Source organism: Paraconexibacter antarcticus (genome assembly GCF_024220175.1).
Taxonomy (GTDB): domain Bacteria; phylum Actinomycetota; class Thermoleophilia; order Solirubrobacterales; family Solirubrobacteraceae; genus Paraconexibacter; species Paraconexibacter antarcticus.
In genome coordinates this window covers 3,203,740-3,219,631 of the sequence record NZ_CP098502.1, presented here as the reverse complement: position 1 = coordinate 3,219,631, position 15,892 = coordinate 3,203,740, and the positions used below count along the sequence as shown (strand labels likewise).

Genomic DNA, 15,892 nt, shown 5'->3' with positions numbered 1-15,892 from the left:
GACCCGCGACCTGCCTCCGGAGCCACCGCCCGTGACCTCAGAACCACACCGCCCGCCCGAGGGGCCGTCCGCGCACCGCGAGGCGGCCACGCTCGAGCTCCGCCACATCCGCAAGCAGTACGCGGGGACGGCCGAGCCCGCCATCGACGACCTCTCGCTGGAGGTCCCCGCCGGCGAGATCTGCGTGCTCGTCGGGCCCTCCGGCTGCGGCAAGACGACCGCCATGCGGCTCGTCAACCGGATGATCGAGCCCACCTCCGGCGACATCCTCATCGACGGCGCCTCGATCATGGACCGCCACCCCGCCGAGCTGCGCCGCGAGATCGGCTACGCGATCCAGCAGATCGGCCTCTTCCCGCACCAGACGGTGGCGGACAACATCGCGGTCGTCCCGAAGCTGCTCGGCTGGGACCGCAGGCGGGTCTCCGCCCGCGTCGAGGAGCTCCTCGACCTCATCGGCCTCGAGCCGGCGATGGCCGCGCGCTACCCCGGCCAGCTCTCCGGCGGCCAGCGCCAGCGGGTCGGCGTGGCCCGCGCCCTCGCCGCCGACCCGCCGCTCATGCTCATGGACGAGCCGTTCGGCGCGATCGACCCGATCAGCCGCGAGCGCCTGCAGAACGAGTTCCTCCGCCTCCAGGGCGAGATCCGCAAGACGATCGTCTTCGTCACCCACGACATCGATGAGGCGATCAAGATGGGCGACCGGATCGCCGTCCTGCGCAAGGGCGGCGTCCTCGCGCAGTACGCGACGCCCGCCGAGCTGCTCATGGCTCCCGCGGACGAGTTCGTGGAGGACTTCGTGGGGGCGGACCGCGCGCTCAAGCGCCTCGCCCTCCAGCGGGTCCGCGACATCGACCTGTGGGACGCGCCGACCGTCCGTGTCGGCGACCCCGGCGCGCAGGCGCGCGAGCGGGCGGCCGCGAGCCCGATCGGCCACGCGCTGCTCGTCGACGACGACGGCCGTCCCGTCAGCTGGCTCTCGGCCACCGACCTGGCCGCCGACACGGTCCGGCCGCACGAGGGCCGGCTCACCACCGTGGAGCTCGACGACATCCTGCGCGACGCCCTCGCCGACCTGCTCCAGGGCCAGGTCATGTACGGCGTCGTGACCGACGGCGGCGGGCGGGTCGCCGGCGTCCTGTCCGTCGAGGTCATCTCCGGCTTCCTCACCGAGCAGGGCGCCGGCTCGATCGACGAGGCGCCCGCCCCGGCCGACCGGGCGGCGCAATGACCGGGCCGCTCGTCCTCGCCCAGGTCGTCATCCGCGACCGCAGCAAGGACGTCGGCTGCGTCGCGAAGGACGGCCTCTGCCCGGCGTGGATCAAGGACCACATCGGGGACTACATGAGCCCCCTGCTGCGTCACCTCGAGCTCACGGTCGTCAGCGTCGTCGCGGGCTTCCTCATCGCGTTCGCGCTCGCGCTCGTCGCCCACCGCCGCCGCTGGCTCGTCGGCCCCATCACCGGCGTCACCGGGGTCATGTACACGATCCCGAGCCTCGCCCTCTTCGCGATCCTGCTGCCGGTCACGGGCTTCGGGTTCGTGACCGGCGTGGTCGCGCTGACGTCCTACAACCTGCTCGTCATCTTCCGCAACGTCATCGCCGGCCTGGACAACGTCCCGGAGGCGGCGCTGGACGCGGCGCGCGGGATGGGCATGACCGACCGCCAGCGGCTGTGGCGCGTCGAGCTGCCGCTCGCCGTCCCCGAGATCGTCGCCGGCGTGCGCGTCGCGACGACCACGACGGTCGGCCTCGCCGCGCTCGCGTTCGTGGCCGGGGCGGGCGGCCTGGGGCAGCAGATCATCCTCGACCAGAACTTCAAGTCGAACATCGTCACCGCGAGCGTCCTGTGCATCCTGCTCGCCGCGGCACTCGACCTGCTCATCCTCGCGGGCGAGCGCATCGCCCTCCCCTGGCGGCGGGTGACCGAATGAGCGTGGCACTGACCACCGCGTCGGTCCTGTCCGACTTCTCCGACGGCCTCGACTTCCTCGTCCACCAGCGCGAGTCGGTCGCCGGCGGCGTCATGGTCGGCGGCTCGAAGAACCTGCCGCTGCTCGGCAAGCACCTCGAGGTCGTCGGCCTCGCGATGCTCCTCGCGGTCCTCGTCGCGGTGCCGCTCGGCCTCTACCTCGGACACACGGGCCGCGGGTCCTTCCTCGCCTCGTCGATCTCGAACGTCGGCCGCTCCGTCCCGGCCATCGCGCTCGTCCTCTTCTTCTCGAGCTACCTCGGCCTCGAGCTGAAGAACCTCGTCTTCGCGATGACGCTGCTCGCGATCCCGCCGATCTTCACGAACACGTACGTCGGCGTGCGCCAGGTCGACGGGGATGTCGTCGACGCCGCGCGCGGCATGGGCCTGTCGGGGACGCAGGTCGTCCGGCGCGTCGAGCTGCCACTGGCGCTCCCGCTCGTCTTCGGCGGCATCCGGACCTCGGTCGTCAACGTCATCGCGACCGCGACGCTCGGTCCCTTCGCCGGGGTGCTGACGCTCGGCGACCCGATCATCAACGCGAGCGTCTACGGTGACGCGGGCCGCGTCGGCACCGCGATGCTCGTCGCGGGCCTCGCCGTCGGCGCCGAGATCCTCTTCGCGCTGCTCCAGCGAGCGGTGACGCCGGCCCCCCTGCGCCCGGCCCGTGGCCGGCTGCGCGCCGGCCGCCCCGCGCGCGTCGCGGACGCGGCCATCTGACCTTTCCCAGCATCAGACACCGAACCAAGAGGACCATCGCCATGAGGCATCGACATCGCAGCATCCTGACCGCCGTGAGCGCGGTCGCCGTCGCAGGCACGCTCGCCGCGTGCGGCTCGAGCAACTCGAGCAGCACGTCGTCGTCGACCGCCGCCCCGGCCGGGTCGGCGTCGACGTCGACGCCGGCGGCGGCACCGGCGAACGCGAAGCTCATCGTCAAGGACGCGGCCAACGCGTCCAAGCCGACCATCACCGTCGGATCCAAGAACTTCACCGAGGAGTTCATCCTCGGCGAGATCTACGCGCAGGCCCTCCAGGCCGCGGGCTTCAAGGTGAAGAAGCAGCTGAACCTCGGCTCGGAGCAGATCGCCTACAAGGCGCTCAAGGGCGGGCAGATCGACGCCTACCCGGAGTACGTCGGCACGGCGCTGACGAACTTCTTCAAGGTGCAGAGCGCGAAGGTCCCGAAGGATCCCGCGGCCGCCTACACCGAGGCGAAGGCCGACTTTGCCAAGGCCGGCGTGACCGCGCTGCCGCTGACCCCGTTCACGGACTCCAACGGCTTCGCGATGTCCCAGAAGAGCTGGAAGGCGGCGGGGAGCCCGAAGACGATCTCGGAGCTCGCGCCGAAGTTCGGGACGCTCACGCTCTCCGGTTCGCCCGAGTGCCGCTCCCGCCTGGACTGCAAGCTCGGCATCGAGCAGACCTACGGGCACAAGTTCAAGAAGTACCTCCCGGTCGACCTCTCCAAGCGCCACGAGGTGCTGAGCAACGGCCAGGCGGACGTCTCCGTCGTCTTCACGACCGACGGCGCCATCGCGGCGAACAAGGAGGTCCTGCTGCAGGACGACAAGCAGTTCCTCCCGCCGTACAACGTCTCGTTCCTCGTCCGCGACGCGACGGTGAAGGCGTCGGGGCCGAACTTCGCGAAGGTCATCGCCCAGGTCCAGACCGGCCTCACCACCCCGGTGATGCAGGAGCTCAACTCGCGCGTGGACCTCGACAAGCAGAAGCCCGCCGCGGTCGCGACGGCGTACCTGAAGGAGTCGGGCTACATCAAGTAGCCGCCGGAACGGCCCCCAGGGGGGTCCGTTCCGGTCGGGAGATGGCCCCAGGGGGCCATCTCCCGCCGCGGCACTCAGGCGCCGGTCGAGCCGAAGCCGCCCGCCCCGCGGGCGGTGTCGCCGAGCGTGTCCGCCTCGAGCACCGGCGGCGTCGCGACGGCGACGAGGACGAGCTGGGCGATGCGGTCGCCGGCCGCCCACGTGAACGGCTCGGTGCGGTCGGTGTTGAGGAGCAGGACGCGGAGCTCGCCGCGGTAGCCCTCGTCGATGAGGCCCGGGGTGTTGACGAGCGTGATGCCGTGCCGGCTCGCGAGCCCGCTGCGCGGCGTCACGAGCCCGGCGTGCCCGGGCGGCAGCGCGATCGCGAGGCCGGTGGCGACCATCCCCCGCTCCCCCGGCCCGAGCGTCCCGGCGTCGAGCGCGCAGAGGTCGAGGCCGGCGTCGCCCGGGTGCGCGCGCTGCGGGACGGTCGCCCGCGGATCGAGCCGCTGGACGCGCAGGGCGCCCGCCTCGGGCGCGCTCAAGCGGGCTGGGAGTTCGTCGCGAACGCGCCGAAGCGCTCGGCGACGCTCTCGGGCACGCGGGCGTGGACGCGGACGCCCTCCGGCGTGTCCTCGCGCTCGAGGTCGCCGGCGATGTCGTGCAGCTCGGCGAGCCGCGCGCCCTCGCTGTAGGGCAGGAGCAGGTCGATGTCCTGCAGGCGCCGCTCGAACTCGTCGGCGATCCGCTCGCCGAACTCCTCCACGCCCTCGCCGGTGGCGGCGCTCACGAGCACCGCGTCGGGGAAGCGGCGGCGCATGACCTCGCGGTCCTCGTCCGCCAACGCGTCGATCTTGTTGAGGACGAGCAGCCGCGGACGGTCGCCGGCGCCGATCTCCTCGAGGACGTCGTCGACCGCGCGCATCATCTCCTCGCGGTCCTCCTCCTCGCTGGAGGCGTCGACGACGTGGAGGACGAGGTCGGCGCGGCGCGTCTCCTCGAGCGTCGCCCCGAACGCCTCGACGAGCTGGTGCGGCAGCTTGCGGATGAAGCCGACGGTGTCGGTCACGAGGTAGGTGCGGCCGTGCAGGCGCCAGGTGCGCGTCGTCGGGTCGAGGGTGTGGAACAGGCGGTCCCGGACGCCGACCTCGGCCCCGGTGAGCTGGTTGAGGAGCGTCGACTTGCCGGCGTTCGTGTAGCCCGCGAGCGCGATCTGCGGCAGGTGCGCGCGCTCGCGCTCGGCCCGCATGACGGCCCGCGTCCCCTGGACCTCGACGAGCTTGCGCTTCAGCGCGCTGATGCGGTCGCGCGCGAGGCGGCGGTCGGTCTCGATCTGGGACTCGCCGGGGCCACGGGTGCCGATGCCGCCGCCGAGGCGCTCGAGGTGGGTCCACAACCCCCGCATACGGGCGAGGTTGTACTGCAGCTGCGCGAGCTCGACCTGGAGCTTGCCCTCGGCGCTGTGCGCGTGGCCGGCGAAGATGTCGAGGATCGTCGCCGTCCGGTCGACGACGGGGATGCCGAGGGCGGCCTCCATGTTGCGCTCCTGGCGCGGGGACAGCTCGTCGTCGACGGCGATGACGTTCGCGTCGGCTGCCTTCGCCGCGTCGCGGATCTCCTCGAGCTTGCCGGCGCCGACGTACGTGTTCGGGTGGACCTTCTCGCGGTGCTGGACCGCCTGGCCGACCACGGCGACGCCCGCCGTGCGCAGCAGCTCGCGCAGCTCGACGAGCTCGTCGCCGGACTGGCCGTCCTCGACGACGCCGACGGCGAACGCGCGCTGCTTGGCGCGCGCGCCCCGATCCCCCGGGCCGGTCCCGGTCGTTCTCGTCTGCTCGGTCCGCCCGTGGCGGCTGCGGTTGGGCACCAGCCGAGTCTAGAGCGGCCGGCGGGCGTCGACACCGCACCGGCCGGGCGACGTCACGAAGACGGCACGGAGTGCGCGAGTCCCGGTACACGAACGTGTTGTTCCGTCACAGCGGCCCGGGTGACCCTGCGTCCATGACCGACATCGACGCCACCGTCCACCCCTGCTGCAGCGCCGGGACCCGTCCCGACGCGGGCGAGCCCGAATGGGAGCCGCTGCTCGCCGCCGTCGGCGATCACGTCGCCGGTCCCTTCATGTGGATGTACCGGACCGTCCTCGAGCACGGCCCGGTCGTCCACGCCTACAAGCACGTGCACACCCGCCGCTACCTCTTCCTCACCGCCGAGCTCGACGCCTTCCGCTACTCGGCCTGCGGCGGGTACTCGCCCGCCCGGCTCGACGAGGCGATCGAGGAGGTCCTGTGCCCGTGGTTCCTCCTCGGCGGGATGGAGCCCGAGGACGGCCCGGCGATCCGCGAGGCCGTCGACCGGGCCGCCGCGCTGCGCGACGGGCGCGGAACGTGACGCGGGCCGGGGCACCTCACGTGGAGGCGCGCTCGACGACGACCGTCGTCGCCTTGACCGACGCGGTCGCCGTGTCGCCGGGCTTGAGGTCGAGGTCGTCGACGGCCTCGCGGCTCATGAGCGAGACGATCCGAAACGGGCCGCAGGCGAGGTCGACCTGGGCCATGATGCCGTCGCGCTTCACCGCGACGACGACGCCGGTCATCCGGTTGCGCGCGCTCGAGCGGGTGTTGGCGCTGCGGTCGTGGAGCAGCCGGGCGAGCTCGGCGGCGGGCAGGAAACGGCGGCCGCCCACCCGGTCGAACGTCACCCGGCCGTCGCGCTCCCAGCGGCGCAGCGTGTCGATGGAGACGCCGAGCGCCTGGGCGGCGGCGCCGATCTGGACGCCTTCGTCCTCGGGGGGTGGGCTCATGCGGGTTCTCCTGGTCGGCGGGCGGCGAAGGCGGGTCGGCCTCCCGAAGGGTCGGTGACCGTGCGCGCAGGCGTGGCGACGGCGGCCGGGTCGTGGGCGAAGAGACGCACCCGCTCGGGCGCGACGGTCGCGTACAGCGTCTCCCCCGCGCCCGCCGCGCCGCCGAGCGCGGCGGCGGCGTCCGCCTCGAGCTCCGCGACGAGGCAGCCGACGCGCACCCGCACCCGGCCGCCCTCGGGGACGAGCCGCCCGGCGCTGCCGGCGATGACCCCGCCCCCGTCGCCCGGCCGGGGCGGGTCCGTCGTGACCCGGACGTCCCACGGGTGGACGGCGACGCTCACGCGCCCGGCGGCCGCGGTCGCGGCGGTGAGCACGCCTCCGTCGTCGAGCGCGACGCGCGCGCCGCCACGGCCGTCCGGCGTCGCGACGCCGCGGACGACGGTCGCCCCCGTGAAGCTCGCGACGAACGCGTCCGCCGGCGCGCTGACGAGCTCGGCCGCCGTGCCGGTCTGGCGGATGCGGCCGTCGACGATGACGGCGACGCGGTCGGCGAGGACGGCGGCGTCGCGGAAGTCGTGCGTCACGAGCAGTGTCGGGATCCCCAGGTCGCCGAGGAGCGCGTCCAGTTCGTCGCGGACCGTCGCGCGCGTGTGGGTGTCGAGCGCCGCGAGCGGTTCGTCGAGCAGGAGCACCTGCGGGTCGCGCGCGAGGGCGCGGGCCAGGGCGACGCGCTGGCGCTCGCCGCCCGAGAGCGTGCCCGGGCGGGCGTCCGCGAGATGACCGACGCCGAAGCGGGCGAGCATCGTCGCCGGGTCGTCCCCGTGGGCGAACGCGACGTTCGCAGCGACCGTCATGTGCGGGAAGAGCGCGTACTCCTGGAAGACGAGCCCGACCGACCGCCGCTCGGGCGGGAGGTCCACCCGCGCGGCGGTGTCGAGCCAGGGCGTACCGTCGAGGCGGACGTGGCCCCCGTCGGCCCCGCGCAGCCCGGCGATCGTCCGGAGCACGGTCGTCTTCCCGGCCCCCGACGGGCCGACGAGCGCCACCGTCTCGGGGCCGATCGTCAGGGCGACGTCGAGGGCGTACGCGCGAAGGCGGGCGCGGAGGTGGACGTCGAGAAGCGCCATTGGGAGAGGAGTTTGTAGGAGAGGAGCGTGCCCGCGCTCACGACGACGAGCAGGACGCTCACCGCGAGCGCGGTGTCGAAGCTCGTGTCGAGCTGCTCGTAGATGGCGAGCGTCAGGGTCTGGGTCTCCCCGTGGACGTTGCCGGCGAACACGATCGTCGCGCCGAACTCGCCGATGCCGCGCGCGAAGGCGAGTACCCAGCCGGCCGCCAGCCCGCCGGCCGCCAGCGGCAGCGCGACGCGGAGGAACGTCCGGGCCGGTGACGCGCCGAGCGTGCGTGCGGCGTCGGTGAGCGTCGGGTCGACGGCCTCGAACGCGCTGATCGCCTGGCGCAGGTAGAACGGCGACGCCACGAACGTCACCGCGATGACGACCGCCCACTCGGTGAACGGCAGGACGATCCCGGCGTCCTGGAGCGGGCCGCCGAGCAGCCCGCCGGCCCCGAAGGCGGCGAGCAGCCCGATCCCCGCGACCGCCGGCGGCAGGACGAGCGGCAGCTCGACGAGCGTCACGACGAGCGCCCGCCCACGGAACCGGCGGGTGGCGAGGAACCACGCCGCCGGCGTGCCGAACCCGAGGATCAGCGCGTTCGCGATGAGGTTCGTCCGCGCGGTCGTCTTCAGCGCGTTGACGACGTCACGGCTCGTGAGCAGGCGCGGGACGTCGCCGAGCGGGGTCTCCGTGAAGAGCGCGACGAGCGGCAGTGCGAGGAACGCGAGCAGGACCCCGCAGGCGAGCGCCTGCAGCGCGACGAAACCCCGCGGTCGCACGGTGCTTCTAGCCCTTCGGCGGCAGCCCGAAGCCGAACCGGCGCAGCGTCGCCCGCCCGGTCTTCGAGACGACGCGGTTGATGAAGGACTGCGCGGCGGTCGTGTTCGCGCCGTCGCGGATCACGGCGCACATCTGGTAGCGCACCGGCGGCTGGGCGTAGCGCGGCAGCGTGAGGGCCCGGACGCGGTCGCCGCCCGCGAGCGCGTCGGTCTTGTAGACGAAGCCGGCGTCGGCCGAGCCGAGCGCGACCTTCGATGTCACCTGGCTCACGTTCGACTCCTGGCTCACGGTGTTGCTCTTCAGGATCGACGAGAGGTGCAGCCGGGCGAGGAGCTTGCGGGTGTAGACGCCGATCGGCACGCCGGCGTTCCCGATCGAGAGCCGCTTGCCACCCGAGCGGAGGGTGTAAACCGACGAGAGGCGGCCCGGATTCGACGAGGGAACGAGCAGCACGAGCGTGTTCGTCGCGAGGGTCACCGGGCGGGTGCAGCGGCCCTCGGCGTAGAGCGCCTGCGCCTCGGTCGGCGAGGCGGACGCGAAGACGTCCGCCGGCGCGCCTTTCTCGATCTGGGTCTGCAGCGTGTTGGAGCCGCCGAAGTTGTACTTCGGCGAGCCGGTCAGGGCCGGGAAGGCGTTGCTCAGCGATGAGGCCGCATAGACGTTGAAGGCCGAGGCGCTCGCGGGCGCGGCCGCGGCGATCGCGGTGGTGACGGCGGTGATGGCGAGGGTGCGGTTCATGGTGGCTCCAGGGGTCAGGCGGGCGGCTCGGCGTCGCCGAGGAAGGTGTCGAGGCGGGGCGTCGCGTCGTCGAGGGAGACGGGGCCGGGCAGGCCCGACGCGATGGCGGGCTTCCCCGCCAGCAGGCGGAGGGCCGAGAGGTGCTGCGCCTCGGACCACAGCAGGCGCCCGAGCAGCGTCCGCGTCCCCGCGTCCGCCACGTCCCCGACCCCGCTGCAGTAGACGCCGGCGACGAGCTCGGCGAGCCCGGTGGCCTGCCTCAGCAGGGACGCGCGGAGGTTCAGCGCCGAGGCCTTCGGCAGCCTGATGTGGAAGTCGCCGTACTGCGGGGCATCGGGGCCGAGGACGGCGGCCAGCCGCGCGAGGTGCTGCTTGTCGCCGTCCCGCAGCGCGGTGAGGGTCCGCCGCTCGGCCGCGGTGAACGCCCTGCTCGCCGTGAGCGCCGCGCCGAGGCTGACGCTCACGAGCTCGGCGGTCGCCGCGAACTGGACGTACGCGACGTCGTCCCCGACGGGCGCCGGCGTGGGCGGCGCCGCGCGGGCGGCCGGCACCCCGATGAGCCCGGCCCCGGCGACCGTCGCCGCGCCGAGCCGCAGGAAGCGCCCGCGGTCGAAGGTATGCTCGTCCCCCTCGTGCATATGCATTGCCTAAGAACGTATACGAGCGCGGCCGCCGTCGTCGGACTTCTCGCCGCGGTTGGCGCGAGCGGATGTGACGAGGGCCACACGACGTCGCCGGCCGCCGGGGCGTCCTCCGGCGCGGCGGGCGGCGCCCCGCGCGGGCCCGGCGCGACGATGTCGCTCGTCCGCGCGCCCAAGCAGCGGGGCGAGGTCCTCGTCAGCGGCCCGGGCTCACCGGAGGCGCACGGCCCGTACGTCTTCCACGGCCGGTACACGGTCCGCTTCGAGCAGGCCGACCCCGAGGACCCGCGGCAGACGTTCGCCGGGCAGACGGCGTTCGTCGCCTACGCCGCGCCGCAGCAGGACCAGGCCGACGGCCCCGGGGTCGTGCGGCTCGCCCGGGCCGCGAAGCGCACCGGCACGACGACCGTCCGCCTCGACGGGCGCCTGTGGGTCAACGTGAGCTTCGGCGACTTCCCCTACGCGCTGCGGCTCACGCCGGTACGCGGCGGCTGAGGGCCACCGCCGGGCGGGACCGTCGGCCGAGGCTCCTGGTGCTCCCGGCCGTCGAACGTCGATCATCCCCCGCTCTGGCCGGTGAGGATCGACGTTCGGTGGACCAGCGTCGCCACCGGGCGTGCGTGGCAGAGCGTGGCCGCTGAACCGCGACCACGGTCGGCCAGCTGGGCGCGCGACTGCTCCCCCGGGCCCGCGAGGGCCGCAGACCGACGCGGCGCTACGGCGCCACGAGCGCGTGCCGCCCGGGCGGCGGCAGCTTGAGGTACTTGTCCTCGAGCTCCGGGACCGGCAGCAGGATGACGCCCTCGCGGGGGTCCCCCACCCACGAGCCGAGCCCGTTCACGAGCGTGTACGCCGCGTACGCCGCGGCGCACGCGTCGAGCTCGTCGAGCGTGCGGTGCCAGAGGCCGCCGTCGGCGTCGACGACGTGCCGGAGCTTCAGCGCGGCGATCCGCTGCTGCAGGCCCCAGGGCGTGCGCTTCGGGGAGGGGCGGTGCCCGAGGAGCGCGCAGAAGATCGCGTCGGGGTAGGTCTCGACGACGCGGCCGAAGCGCATCGCGCCGTCCCCGACCGGGGCCATGACGGAGCCGGGGGCGCGTTCGGGCCGGTAGAGGCCGAGCGGCGCGAGGAGCTCGAAGATGCGGAAGCCGACCTCGATCCAGCGCTCCCACGCGCTGAGCTGCTGGCCGACGGCCGGGACCGGGTACAACGGCAGCGAGCGCCGGAAGAGGAGCGCGTCGCAGACGCGATGGCGCTCGTAGCGGCCCTCCGGCAGCCCGAGCTCGTCGCGCAGCGGCCGGCCGGGCGCCAGCAGGTCCAGGCGCGGGCCGCTCGGCGCGTCGATCGCGACGACCGCCTCACCGCCGAAGCCGAGGACGGTGCGGGCTACGTCCTCCGGCGTCCCGGGCTCGTAGAACGTCGACACGAGCTCCCGGTCGCCGTCCGAGCCGCGCCGTTCGTGGAGCGTGACGAGCTGCTGGTTGCCCGGGCGGGCCGAGACGTCGATGCCGCAGTAGCGCATGCTCGCGGCCAGAATAGTACGCGCCCGGAGCGTCGGTGGGGCGACGCCGAGCGATAGCCTCCGGCCCGTGTTCCAGCACCTGAGTGACGCGGAGCTGGGCGAGCGCCTGGCCGCCCGGACCCTCGAGCTCGTCGACATCCCGTCGGAGTCACGGGCCGAGGACGAGCTCGCCGCCCACGCGCTCGGTGTCCTGCAGGCCGGTGGCGTCCCCGCCCGCGACGCCGGGGACACGTGCGTCCTCGCCGACCCCGTGGGGGCGGCGGACGGCCCGCTTGTCCTGCTCGGCGGGCACTTCGACACCGTGCCCGCCCAGGGCAACATCCCGGGCTCCCGCGACGCGACGCACGTGCACGGGCTCGGCACGGCCGACATGCTCGGCGCCGTCGCCGTCGCGATGGAGGTCGCGCTCGCCCTCGCCGCCGACGACGACCCTCGCAGCGCCCCGCCGACCGCGCGCCTCGGCCTCTGCCTCTTCGGCCGCGAGGAGCTCGCCGTCGCCGAGTCGGCGCTCACGCCGCTGCTCGGCCGCGAGCCCGGCCTGCGTGACGCCGACCTCGTCCTCATGATGGAGCCGACGGAGAACACGATCCACGCCGGCTGCCTGGGCAACATCAACGCGACGTGGACGTTCCGGGGCCGCTCGGGCCACTCGGCCCGTCCCTGGCACGCCGACAACGCGATCGAGCGCGCCGCCCGCGGCATCACGCGGCTGACGGAGGCGGCCCCGCCGATCGAGCACGTCTTCGACGGGCTGACCTTCACCGAGGTCGTCTCGGTGACGCAGATCGCCGGTGGGATCGCCCAGAACGTCATCCCCGACGAGGTCCGGGCGCACGTGAACCACCGCTACGCGCCGGGGACGTCCGCCGCGGACGCCGAGGCTCGGCTGCACGCGCTGTGCGGCGCCGACGGCGAGAGCCTCGACATCACCTCGAACGCCCCCTCCGGCGCCGTCTGCGTCGCGGACCCGCTCGTGCAGCGCCTCATCGGCTGCGGCGACCTGCCCGTCGCACCGAAGCAGGCGTGGACCCCCGTCGCCGAGTTCACCGCCGTCGGTATGAGCGCCGTGAACTTCGGCCCCGGCGCGCCGAAGCACGCCCACCAGCGCGACGAGCGCATCGCCGTCGCCGCCCTCGTCACCTGCGCGCGGACGCTCGACGCGTTCCTCTCCGCATGACGGCGGGCGTCCCGCTGAGCCCGGTCCTCGAGGGCCTGAGGACGTACCCGTTCGTCCGGCTGACCCAGGCCGCCCGCAGGCTCCGCGAGGAGGGCGTGGACGTCATCGACTTCGGCGTCGGCGAGCCGCGCGAGCCCGCGCCCGCGTTCATCCGCGAGGCGCTCGCCGCCGCGATCACGCCCCAGTCGCCCTACCCGCTCGCCGAGGGGCTCCCCGAACTGCGCGAGGCCGTCGCCGCCTGGGCCGCCCGCCGCTTCGGCGCGGCGCTCGACCCGGCGACGCAGATCGTCCCGACGCTCGGCTCCAAGGAGCTCATCTTCGGCCTCGTCCAGGTGCTCGGGCCCGGGAAGGTCGCGGTGACGACGCCGGGCTATCCCGTCGCCGAGCGCGGCGCCCTCTTCGCGGACCGTGAGGTCGTCGAGCTGCCGCTGACCGCCGGGCGCGGCTTTCTCCCCGACCTCGGCGCCCTGCCCGACGGCCTCGCCCTGTTGTGGCTGAACTACCCGAACAACCCCACGGCGGCGACCGCCGACGTCGCCTTCTACGAGCAGGCCGCCGCGCTCGCGCGGGAGCGCGGGTTCGTCCTCGCGAGCGACGAGGCCTACAGCGAGCTGTCGTTCACCGGGGCCCTCCCGCAGAGCGCCCTCCAGCTCGCCGACCTGACGAACGTCGTCGTCGTCAACACGCTCTCCAAGCGCTCCTCGATGCCCGGGCTGCGGTCCGGGTTCGCCGCCGGCGACCCGCATCTCATCGGGGCGCTGAAGCGCTACCGGCCGAACGTCGGCGTCGCGCCGCAGGAGTTCGTCCAGCGCGCCGCCGTCGCCGCGTGGGGCGACGAGGATCACGTCGTCGCGGTCCGCGAGGTCTACCGCGCCAAGCGCGACGTCCTCCTCCCCGCCCTGCTCGCCGCCGGGCTGCGGCCCGCGGGCGGCGACGCGACGTTCTTCCTCTGGCTCGCGCTGCCCGCGGGCTGGACCTCGAGCGAGGCCTTCGCGCTCGCCCTGCTCGAGCAAGGGCTCGTCGTCGCGCCGGGGGCGTTCTTCGGGCCCGCGGGCGAGGGGTACGTGCGGGTCGCGCTCGTCCCGACGCTCGAGCGCTGCGCCGTCGCCGCCGAGCGCCTGCGGGCGTGGACGCCGCCGGCGCCCGTCTGAGGGCCGCGGCCGCTCTGCCTCGGCTCCCGTTTCCGCAGAAGTGCGACGCGGTGTGGTGTTTCCGCGGAAGCCGGTGACGGGATGCGGCCTTCACGGCGGCTGGTTACGGCGGACGGGCGTCTCGGTCGTGCGGATGTGGCCGTCTGGTCGGGCGCTTCGGGGGACCTTGCTGCGAGATGCATGCGATGGCGGCATCTCGCAGCACGGTCCTCCGAGACGAGGTGTGTCCGCTGATGCGGGCTGAGTCGGACTGGGAGGTCACACCTCGCGCCGGCGCAGACCACCGGCTCCCGCCTCCCCGTCACCGCCCGCCGTAGGCGCCCGACCCCGACCACCCCGGTCGCACTCGCGCCGGGACGCCCGCACTCCAGCCGCCTGAACAGCCCGGCTCCGGCCCTACATCTAGTCGTTCGCGTGCAGGGCGGCGTTGAGCTCGCCCCAGGTGCCGACGCGCGGCACGGCCTCGATCGCGCCGGTGCGCGCGTTGCGGCGGAAGAGCAGGCCGTCGCGGCCGGAGAGGTCGCGGGCCTTGACGACGCTGAGGTCCGGCAGCCCGACCGGGGCGCCGGCGGTGACGTAGAGGCCGGCCTCGACGACGCAGTTGTCCCCGAGCGAGATGCCGACGCCGCTGTTGGCGCCGAGCAGGCAGCCGGCGCCGATCTGGATGACCTCGCTGCCGCCGCCGGAGAGCGTGCCCATGATCGACGCGCCGCCGCCGATGTCGCTGCCGTCGCCGACGACGACGCCGGCGCTGATGCGGCCCTCCACCATCGAGGCGCCGAGCGTCCCGGCGTTGAAGTTCACGAAGCCCTCGTGCATGACGGTCGTCCCGCTCGCGAGGTGCGCGCCGAGGCGCACGCGCGAGGCGTCGGCGATCCGCACGCCCGTGGGCACGACGTAGTCGACCATCCGCGGGAACTTGTCGACGCTGTCGATCGACAGCTGGACGCCGGCGGCGCGGGCGCGCACGCGGGCCCCCGGCAGCGACTCCGGGTGGATCGGGCCGAGCGAGGACCAGACGACGTTCTGCAGGACGCCGAACTGCCCGTCGAGGTTGAGGCCGTGGGGCGGCACGAGGCGGTGGCTCAGCAGGTGCAGGCGCAGGTAGGCGTCGGCGACGTCGGCCGGCGGCGCGTCGAGGTCGATCCGCGCGAGGACCGGCTCGGTGCGGGTGCCGCGGATCTCGTCGCGGGTCACCTCGACGTCGAGGTGCGCCTGCTCGTCGTCACCGAGCGCGGGCGTCGGGAACCAGGCGTCGAGCGTGACCCCGCTCGCCTCGTCGATGGTGGCCAGGCCGGCCCCGGTGGCGGTCCGCGTCATGGGCCGGAGTCTAGTTCCGGAGGGTCGGCCGCCGCCGTCCGGCGGCACCGCGCTACAGCGCCTCGAGCGCGGCGATGAGCTCCGGGCTGACCTCGCCGGCGAAGACGGGGACCGCCCAGCCGCTGAGGTCGACGTGGAGCGCCTCGTCGACGTCGACCGTCAGCTCGCCGCCGTCGAGGACGACGCGCACGGGCGACTCGCCCCCGCGCAGGACGTAGGCGATCGCGGCGCCCGTCGCGCCGGTGCCCGACGACATCGTCTCGCCGACCCCGCGCTCGAAGATCCGCGCGCGGACGACCCCGGGCTCGAGCTCGCAGAAGAACGACACGTTCGTCCGGTTCGGGAACAGCGGCGAGTGCTGGATCGCCGGCCCGATCGCGGGCAGGTCGAGCGCCTCGAGCTCCTCCACCCCGCCCGGGACGTGGATCGCGCACTGCGGGTTGCCGACCTGGACGTGCTGGAAGCGCAGGCCCCCGACGACGCCGCGCCCGTCGGGCGGTCCGTCCGGGTAGTCCGCCGACTGCAGGCGGGCGCGCCCCATGTCGACCGTGCAGGTCGTGTCGGAGGTGATCGTCGGGCGGATCTCCCCCGCGACCGTCTGGATCGAGAACTGCGTCTGGTCGGTCCAGCCGGAGCGGCGCAGGTACATGATCGCCTCGCGCGCCCCGTTGCCGGACAGTTCGGCCTCCGAGCCGTCGGGGTTGAAGATCCGCAGCCGCGCGACGAACCCGGGCTCGTCGGCCGGGGCGAGCTCGAGGATGCCGTCCGAGCCGAGGCCGAGGTGCCGGTGGCAGAGGCGCTCGACGCGCGCAGGCGTGAGCGGGAACGGGAGCCGGTCGCGCTCGACCACGAGGTAGTCGTTCCCGAGGGCCTGCCACTTCTCGAAGCGCATGGGCGCGGAGTCTACGA

The 15,892-nt window shown here is 74.1% G+C and carries 18 protein-coding genes; 8 read left to right on the top strand and 10 right to left on the bottom strand.

What is annotated here, in order from left to right; all coding sequences use genetic code 11:
• Window positions 1-31 precede the first annotated feature (31 nt).
• From NBH00_RS15755 to NBH00_RS15740, 4 genes are all read left to right on the top strand, one after another.
• Window positions 32-1,231 (top strand): ABC transporter ATP-binding protein, encoded by a 1,200-nt coding sequence (locus NBH00_RS15755; protein WP_254569547.1) that lies wholly within the window; start codon window positions 32-34, stop codon window positions 1,229-1,231.
• Complete coding sequence (locus NBH00_RS15750) at window positions 1,228-1,935, top strand: ABC transporter permease (protein WP_254569546.1); 708 nt, start codon at window positions 1,228-1,230, stop codon at window positions 1,933-1,935. Before NBH00_RS15755 ends, NBH00_RS15750 begins: the two co-directional genes overlap by 4 nt.
• Window positions 1,936-1,937: 2 nt before the next feature.
• Window positions 1,938-2,693: an ABC transporter permease gene (locus tag NBH00_RS15745; RefSeq protein WP_254569545.1), complete on the top strand. Its 756-nt coding sequence runs from the start codon at window positions 1,938-1,940 to the stop codon at window positions 2,691-2,693.
• A gap of 74 nt (window positions 2,694-2,767) precedes the next feature.
• Window positions 2,768-3,757 carry an ABC transporter substrate-binding protein gene (locus NBH00_RS15740; RefSeq protein WP_254569544.1) on the top strand — a complete coding sequence of 330 codons (990 nt, stop codon included), beginning with the start codon at window positions 2,768-2,770 and terminating at the stop codon, window positions 3,755-3,757.
• Between the two features lie 74 nt (window positions 3,758-3,831).
• Here the strand turns inward: NBH00_RS15740 and dut are convergent, their stop codons facing one another.
• Together dut and hflX are read right to left on the bottom strand one after the other, a co-directional pair.
• Window positions 3,832-4,281 (bottom strand): dUTP diphosphatase, encoded by a 450-nt coding sequence (gene dut / locus NBH00_RS15735; protein WP_254569543.1) that lies wholly within the window; start codon window positions 4,279-4,281, stop codon window positions 3,832-3,834.
• Entirely contained in the window at window positions 4,278-5,603 is a 1,326-nt protein-coding gene (gene hflX, locus NBH00_RS15730) for a GTPase HflX (RefSeq protein ID WP_254569542.1), read from the bottom strand. Before hflX ends, dut begins: the two co-directional genes overlap by 4 nt.
• Window positions 5,604-5,737: 134 nt before the next feature.
• Here hflX and NBH00_RS15725 point away from each other — a divergent pair, with 134 nt between their 5' ends.
• The gene (locus NBH00_RS15725) at window positions 5,738-6,127 is read left to right on the top strand and encodes a hypothetical protein (protein WP_254569541.1); all 390 of its coding nucleotides are present in this window, start codon (window positions 5,738-5,740) and stop codon (window positions 6,125-6,127) included.
• A 16-nt stretch (window positions 6,128-6,143) separates the two neighbouring features.
• Here the strand turns inward: NBH00_RS15725 and NBH00_RS15720 are convergent, their stop codons facing one another.
• The 5 genes from NBH00_RS15720 to NBH00_RS15700 are packed head-to-tail and all read right to left on the bottom strand — an operon-like array spanning window position 6,144 to window position 9,813.
• Window positions 6,144-6,539, bottom strand: a complete 396-nt coding sequence (locus NBH00_RS15720) for a TOBE domain-containing protein (RefSeq protein WP_254569540.1) — start codon at window positions 6,537-6,539, stop codon at window positions 6,144-6,146.
• Window positions 6,536-7,666: an ABC transporter ATP-binding protein gene (locus NBH00_RS15715; protein WP_254569539.1), complete on the bottom strand. Its 1,131-nt coding sequence runs from the start codon at window positions 7,664-7,666 to the stop codon at window positions 6,536-6,538. The genes NBH00_RS15720 and NBH00_RS15715 overlap by 4 nt, the downstream gene beginning before the upstream one ends.
• Window positions 7,603-8,436: an ABC transporter permease gene (locus NBH00_RS15710; protein ID WP_254569538.1), complete on the bottom strand. Its 834-nt coding sequence runs from the start codon at window positions 8,434-8,436 to the stop codon at window positions 7,603-7,605. The genes NBH00_RS15715 and NBH00_RS15710 overlap by 64 nt, the downstream gene beginning before the upstream one ends.
• Before the next feature lie 7 nt (window positions 8,437-8,443).
• Window positions 8,444-9,175 (bottom strand): molybdate ABC transporter substrate-binding protein, encoded by a 732-nt coding sequence (modA, locus tag NBH00_RS15705; RefSeq protein ID WP_254569537.1) that lies wholly within the window; start codon window positions 9,173-9,175, stop codon window positions 8,444-8,446.
• A 14-nt stretch (window positions 9,176-9,189) separates the two neighbouring features.
• Window positions 9,190-9,813, bottom strand: coding sequence for a ferritin-like domain-containing protein (locus tag NBH00_RS15700; RefSeq protein WP_254569536.1), 624 nt, complete (start codon window positions 9,811-9,813; stop codon window positions 9,190-9,192).
• Here NBH00_RS15700 and NBH00_RS15695 point away from each other — a divergent pair, their 5' ends adjacent.
• Window positions 9,814-10,311 carry a hypothetical protein gene (locus NBH00_RS15695; protein WP_254569535.1) on the top strand — a complete coding sequence of 166 codons (498 nt, stop codon included), beginning with the start codon at window positions 9,814-9,816 and terminating at the stop codon, window positions 10,309-10,311.
• A 220-nt stretch (window positions 10,312-10,531) separates the two neighbouring features.
• Here NBH00_RS15695 and NBH00_RS15690 read toward each other — a convergent pair whose 3' ends face one another.
• Window positions 10,532-11,335, bottom strand: coding sequence for a DUF429 domain-containing protein (locus tag NBH00_RS15690; protein WP_254569534.1), 804 nt, complete (start codon window positions 11,333-11,335; stop codon window positions 10,532-10,534).
• 67 nt (window positions 11,336-11,402) lie between these two features.
• On the opposite strand from NBH00_RS15690, the gene dapE reads away from it, so the two are divergent.
• Window positions 11,403-12,512 (top strand): succinyl-diaminopimelate desuccinylase, encoded by a 1,110-nt coding sequence (gene dapE, locus NBH00_RS15685; RefSeq protein WP_254569533.1) that lies wholly within the window; start codon window positions 11,403-11,405, stop codon window positions 12,510-12,512.
• Entirely contained in the window at window positions 12,509-13,663 is a 1,155-nt protein-coding gene (locus NBH00_RS15680; protein ID WP_254569532.1) for a pyridoxal phosphate-dependent aminotransferase, read from the top strand. The genes dapE and NBH00_RS15680 overlap by 4 nt, the downstream gene beginning before the upstream one ends.
• A 402-nt stretch (window positions 13,664-14,065) precedes the next feature.
• On the opposite strand, the gene dapD is transcribed toward NBH00_RS15680, so the two are convergent.
• Both dapD and dapF read right to left on the bottom strand, forming a co-directional pair.
• On the bottom strand, window positions 14,066-14,983 hold the full coding sequence (gene dapD / locus NBH00_RS15675) for a 2,3,4,5-tetrahydropyridine-2,6-dicarboxylate N-succinyltransferase (RefSeq protein WP_254569531.1): 918 nt from the start codon (window positions 14,981-14,983) through the stop codon (window positions 14,066-14,068).
• Between the two features lie 52 nt (window positions 14,984-15,035).
• Window positions 15,036-15,875 (bottom strand): diaminopimelate epimerase, encoded by an 840-nt coding sequence (dapF, locus tag NBH00_RS15670; protein WP_254569530.1) that lies wholly within the window; start codon window positions 15,873-15,875, stop codon window positions 15,036-15,038.
• Window positions 15,876-15,892: the final 17 nt, after the last annotated feature.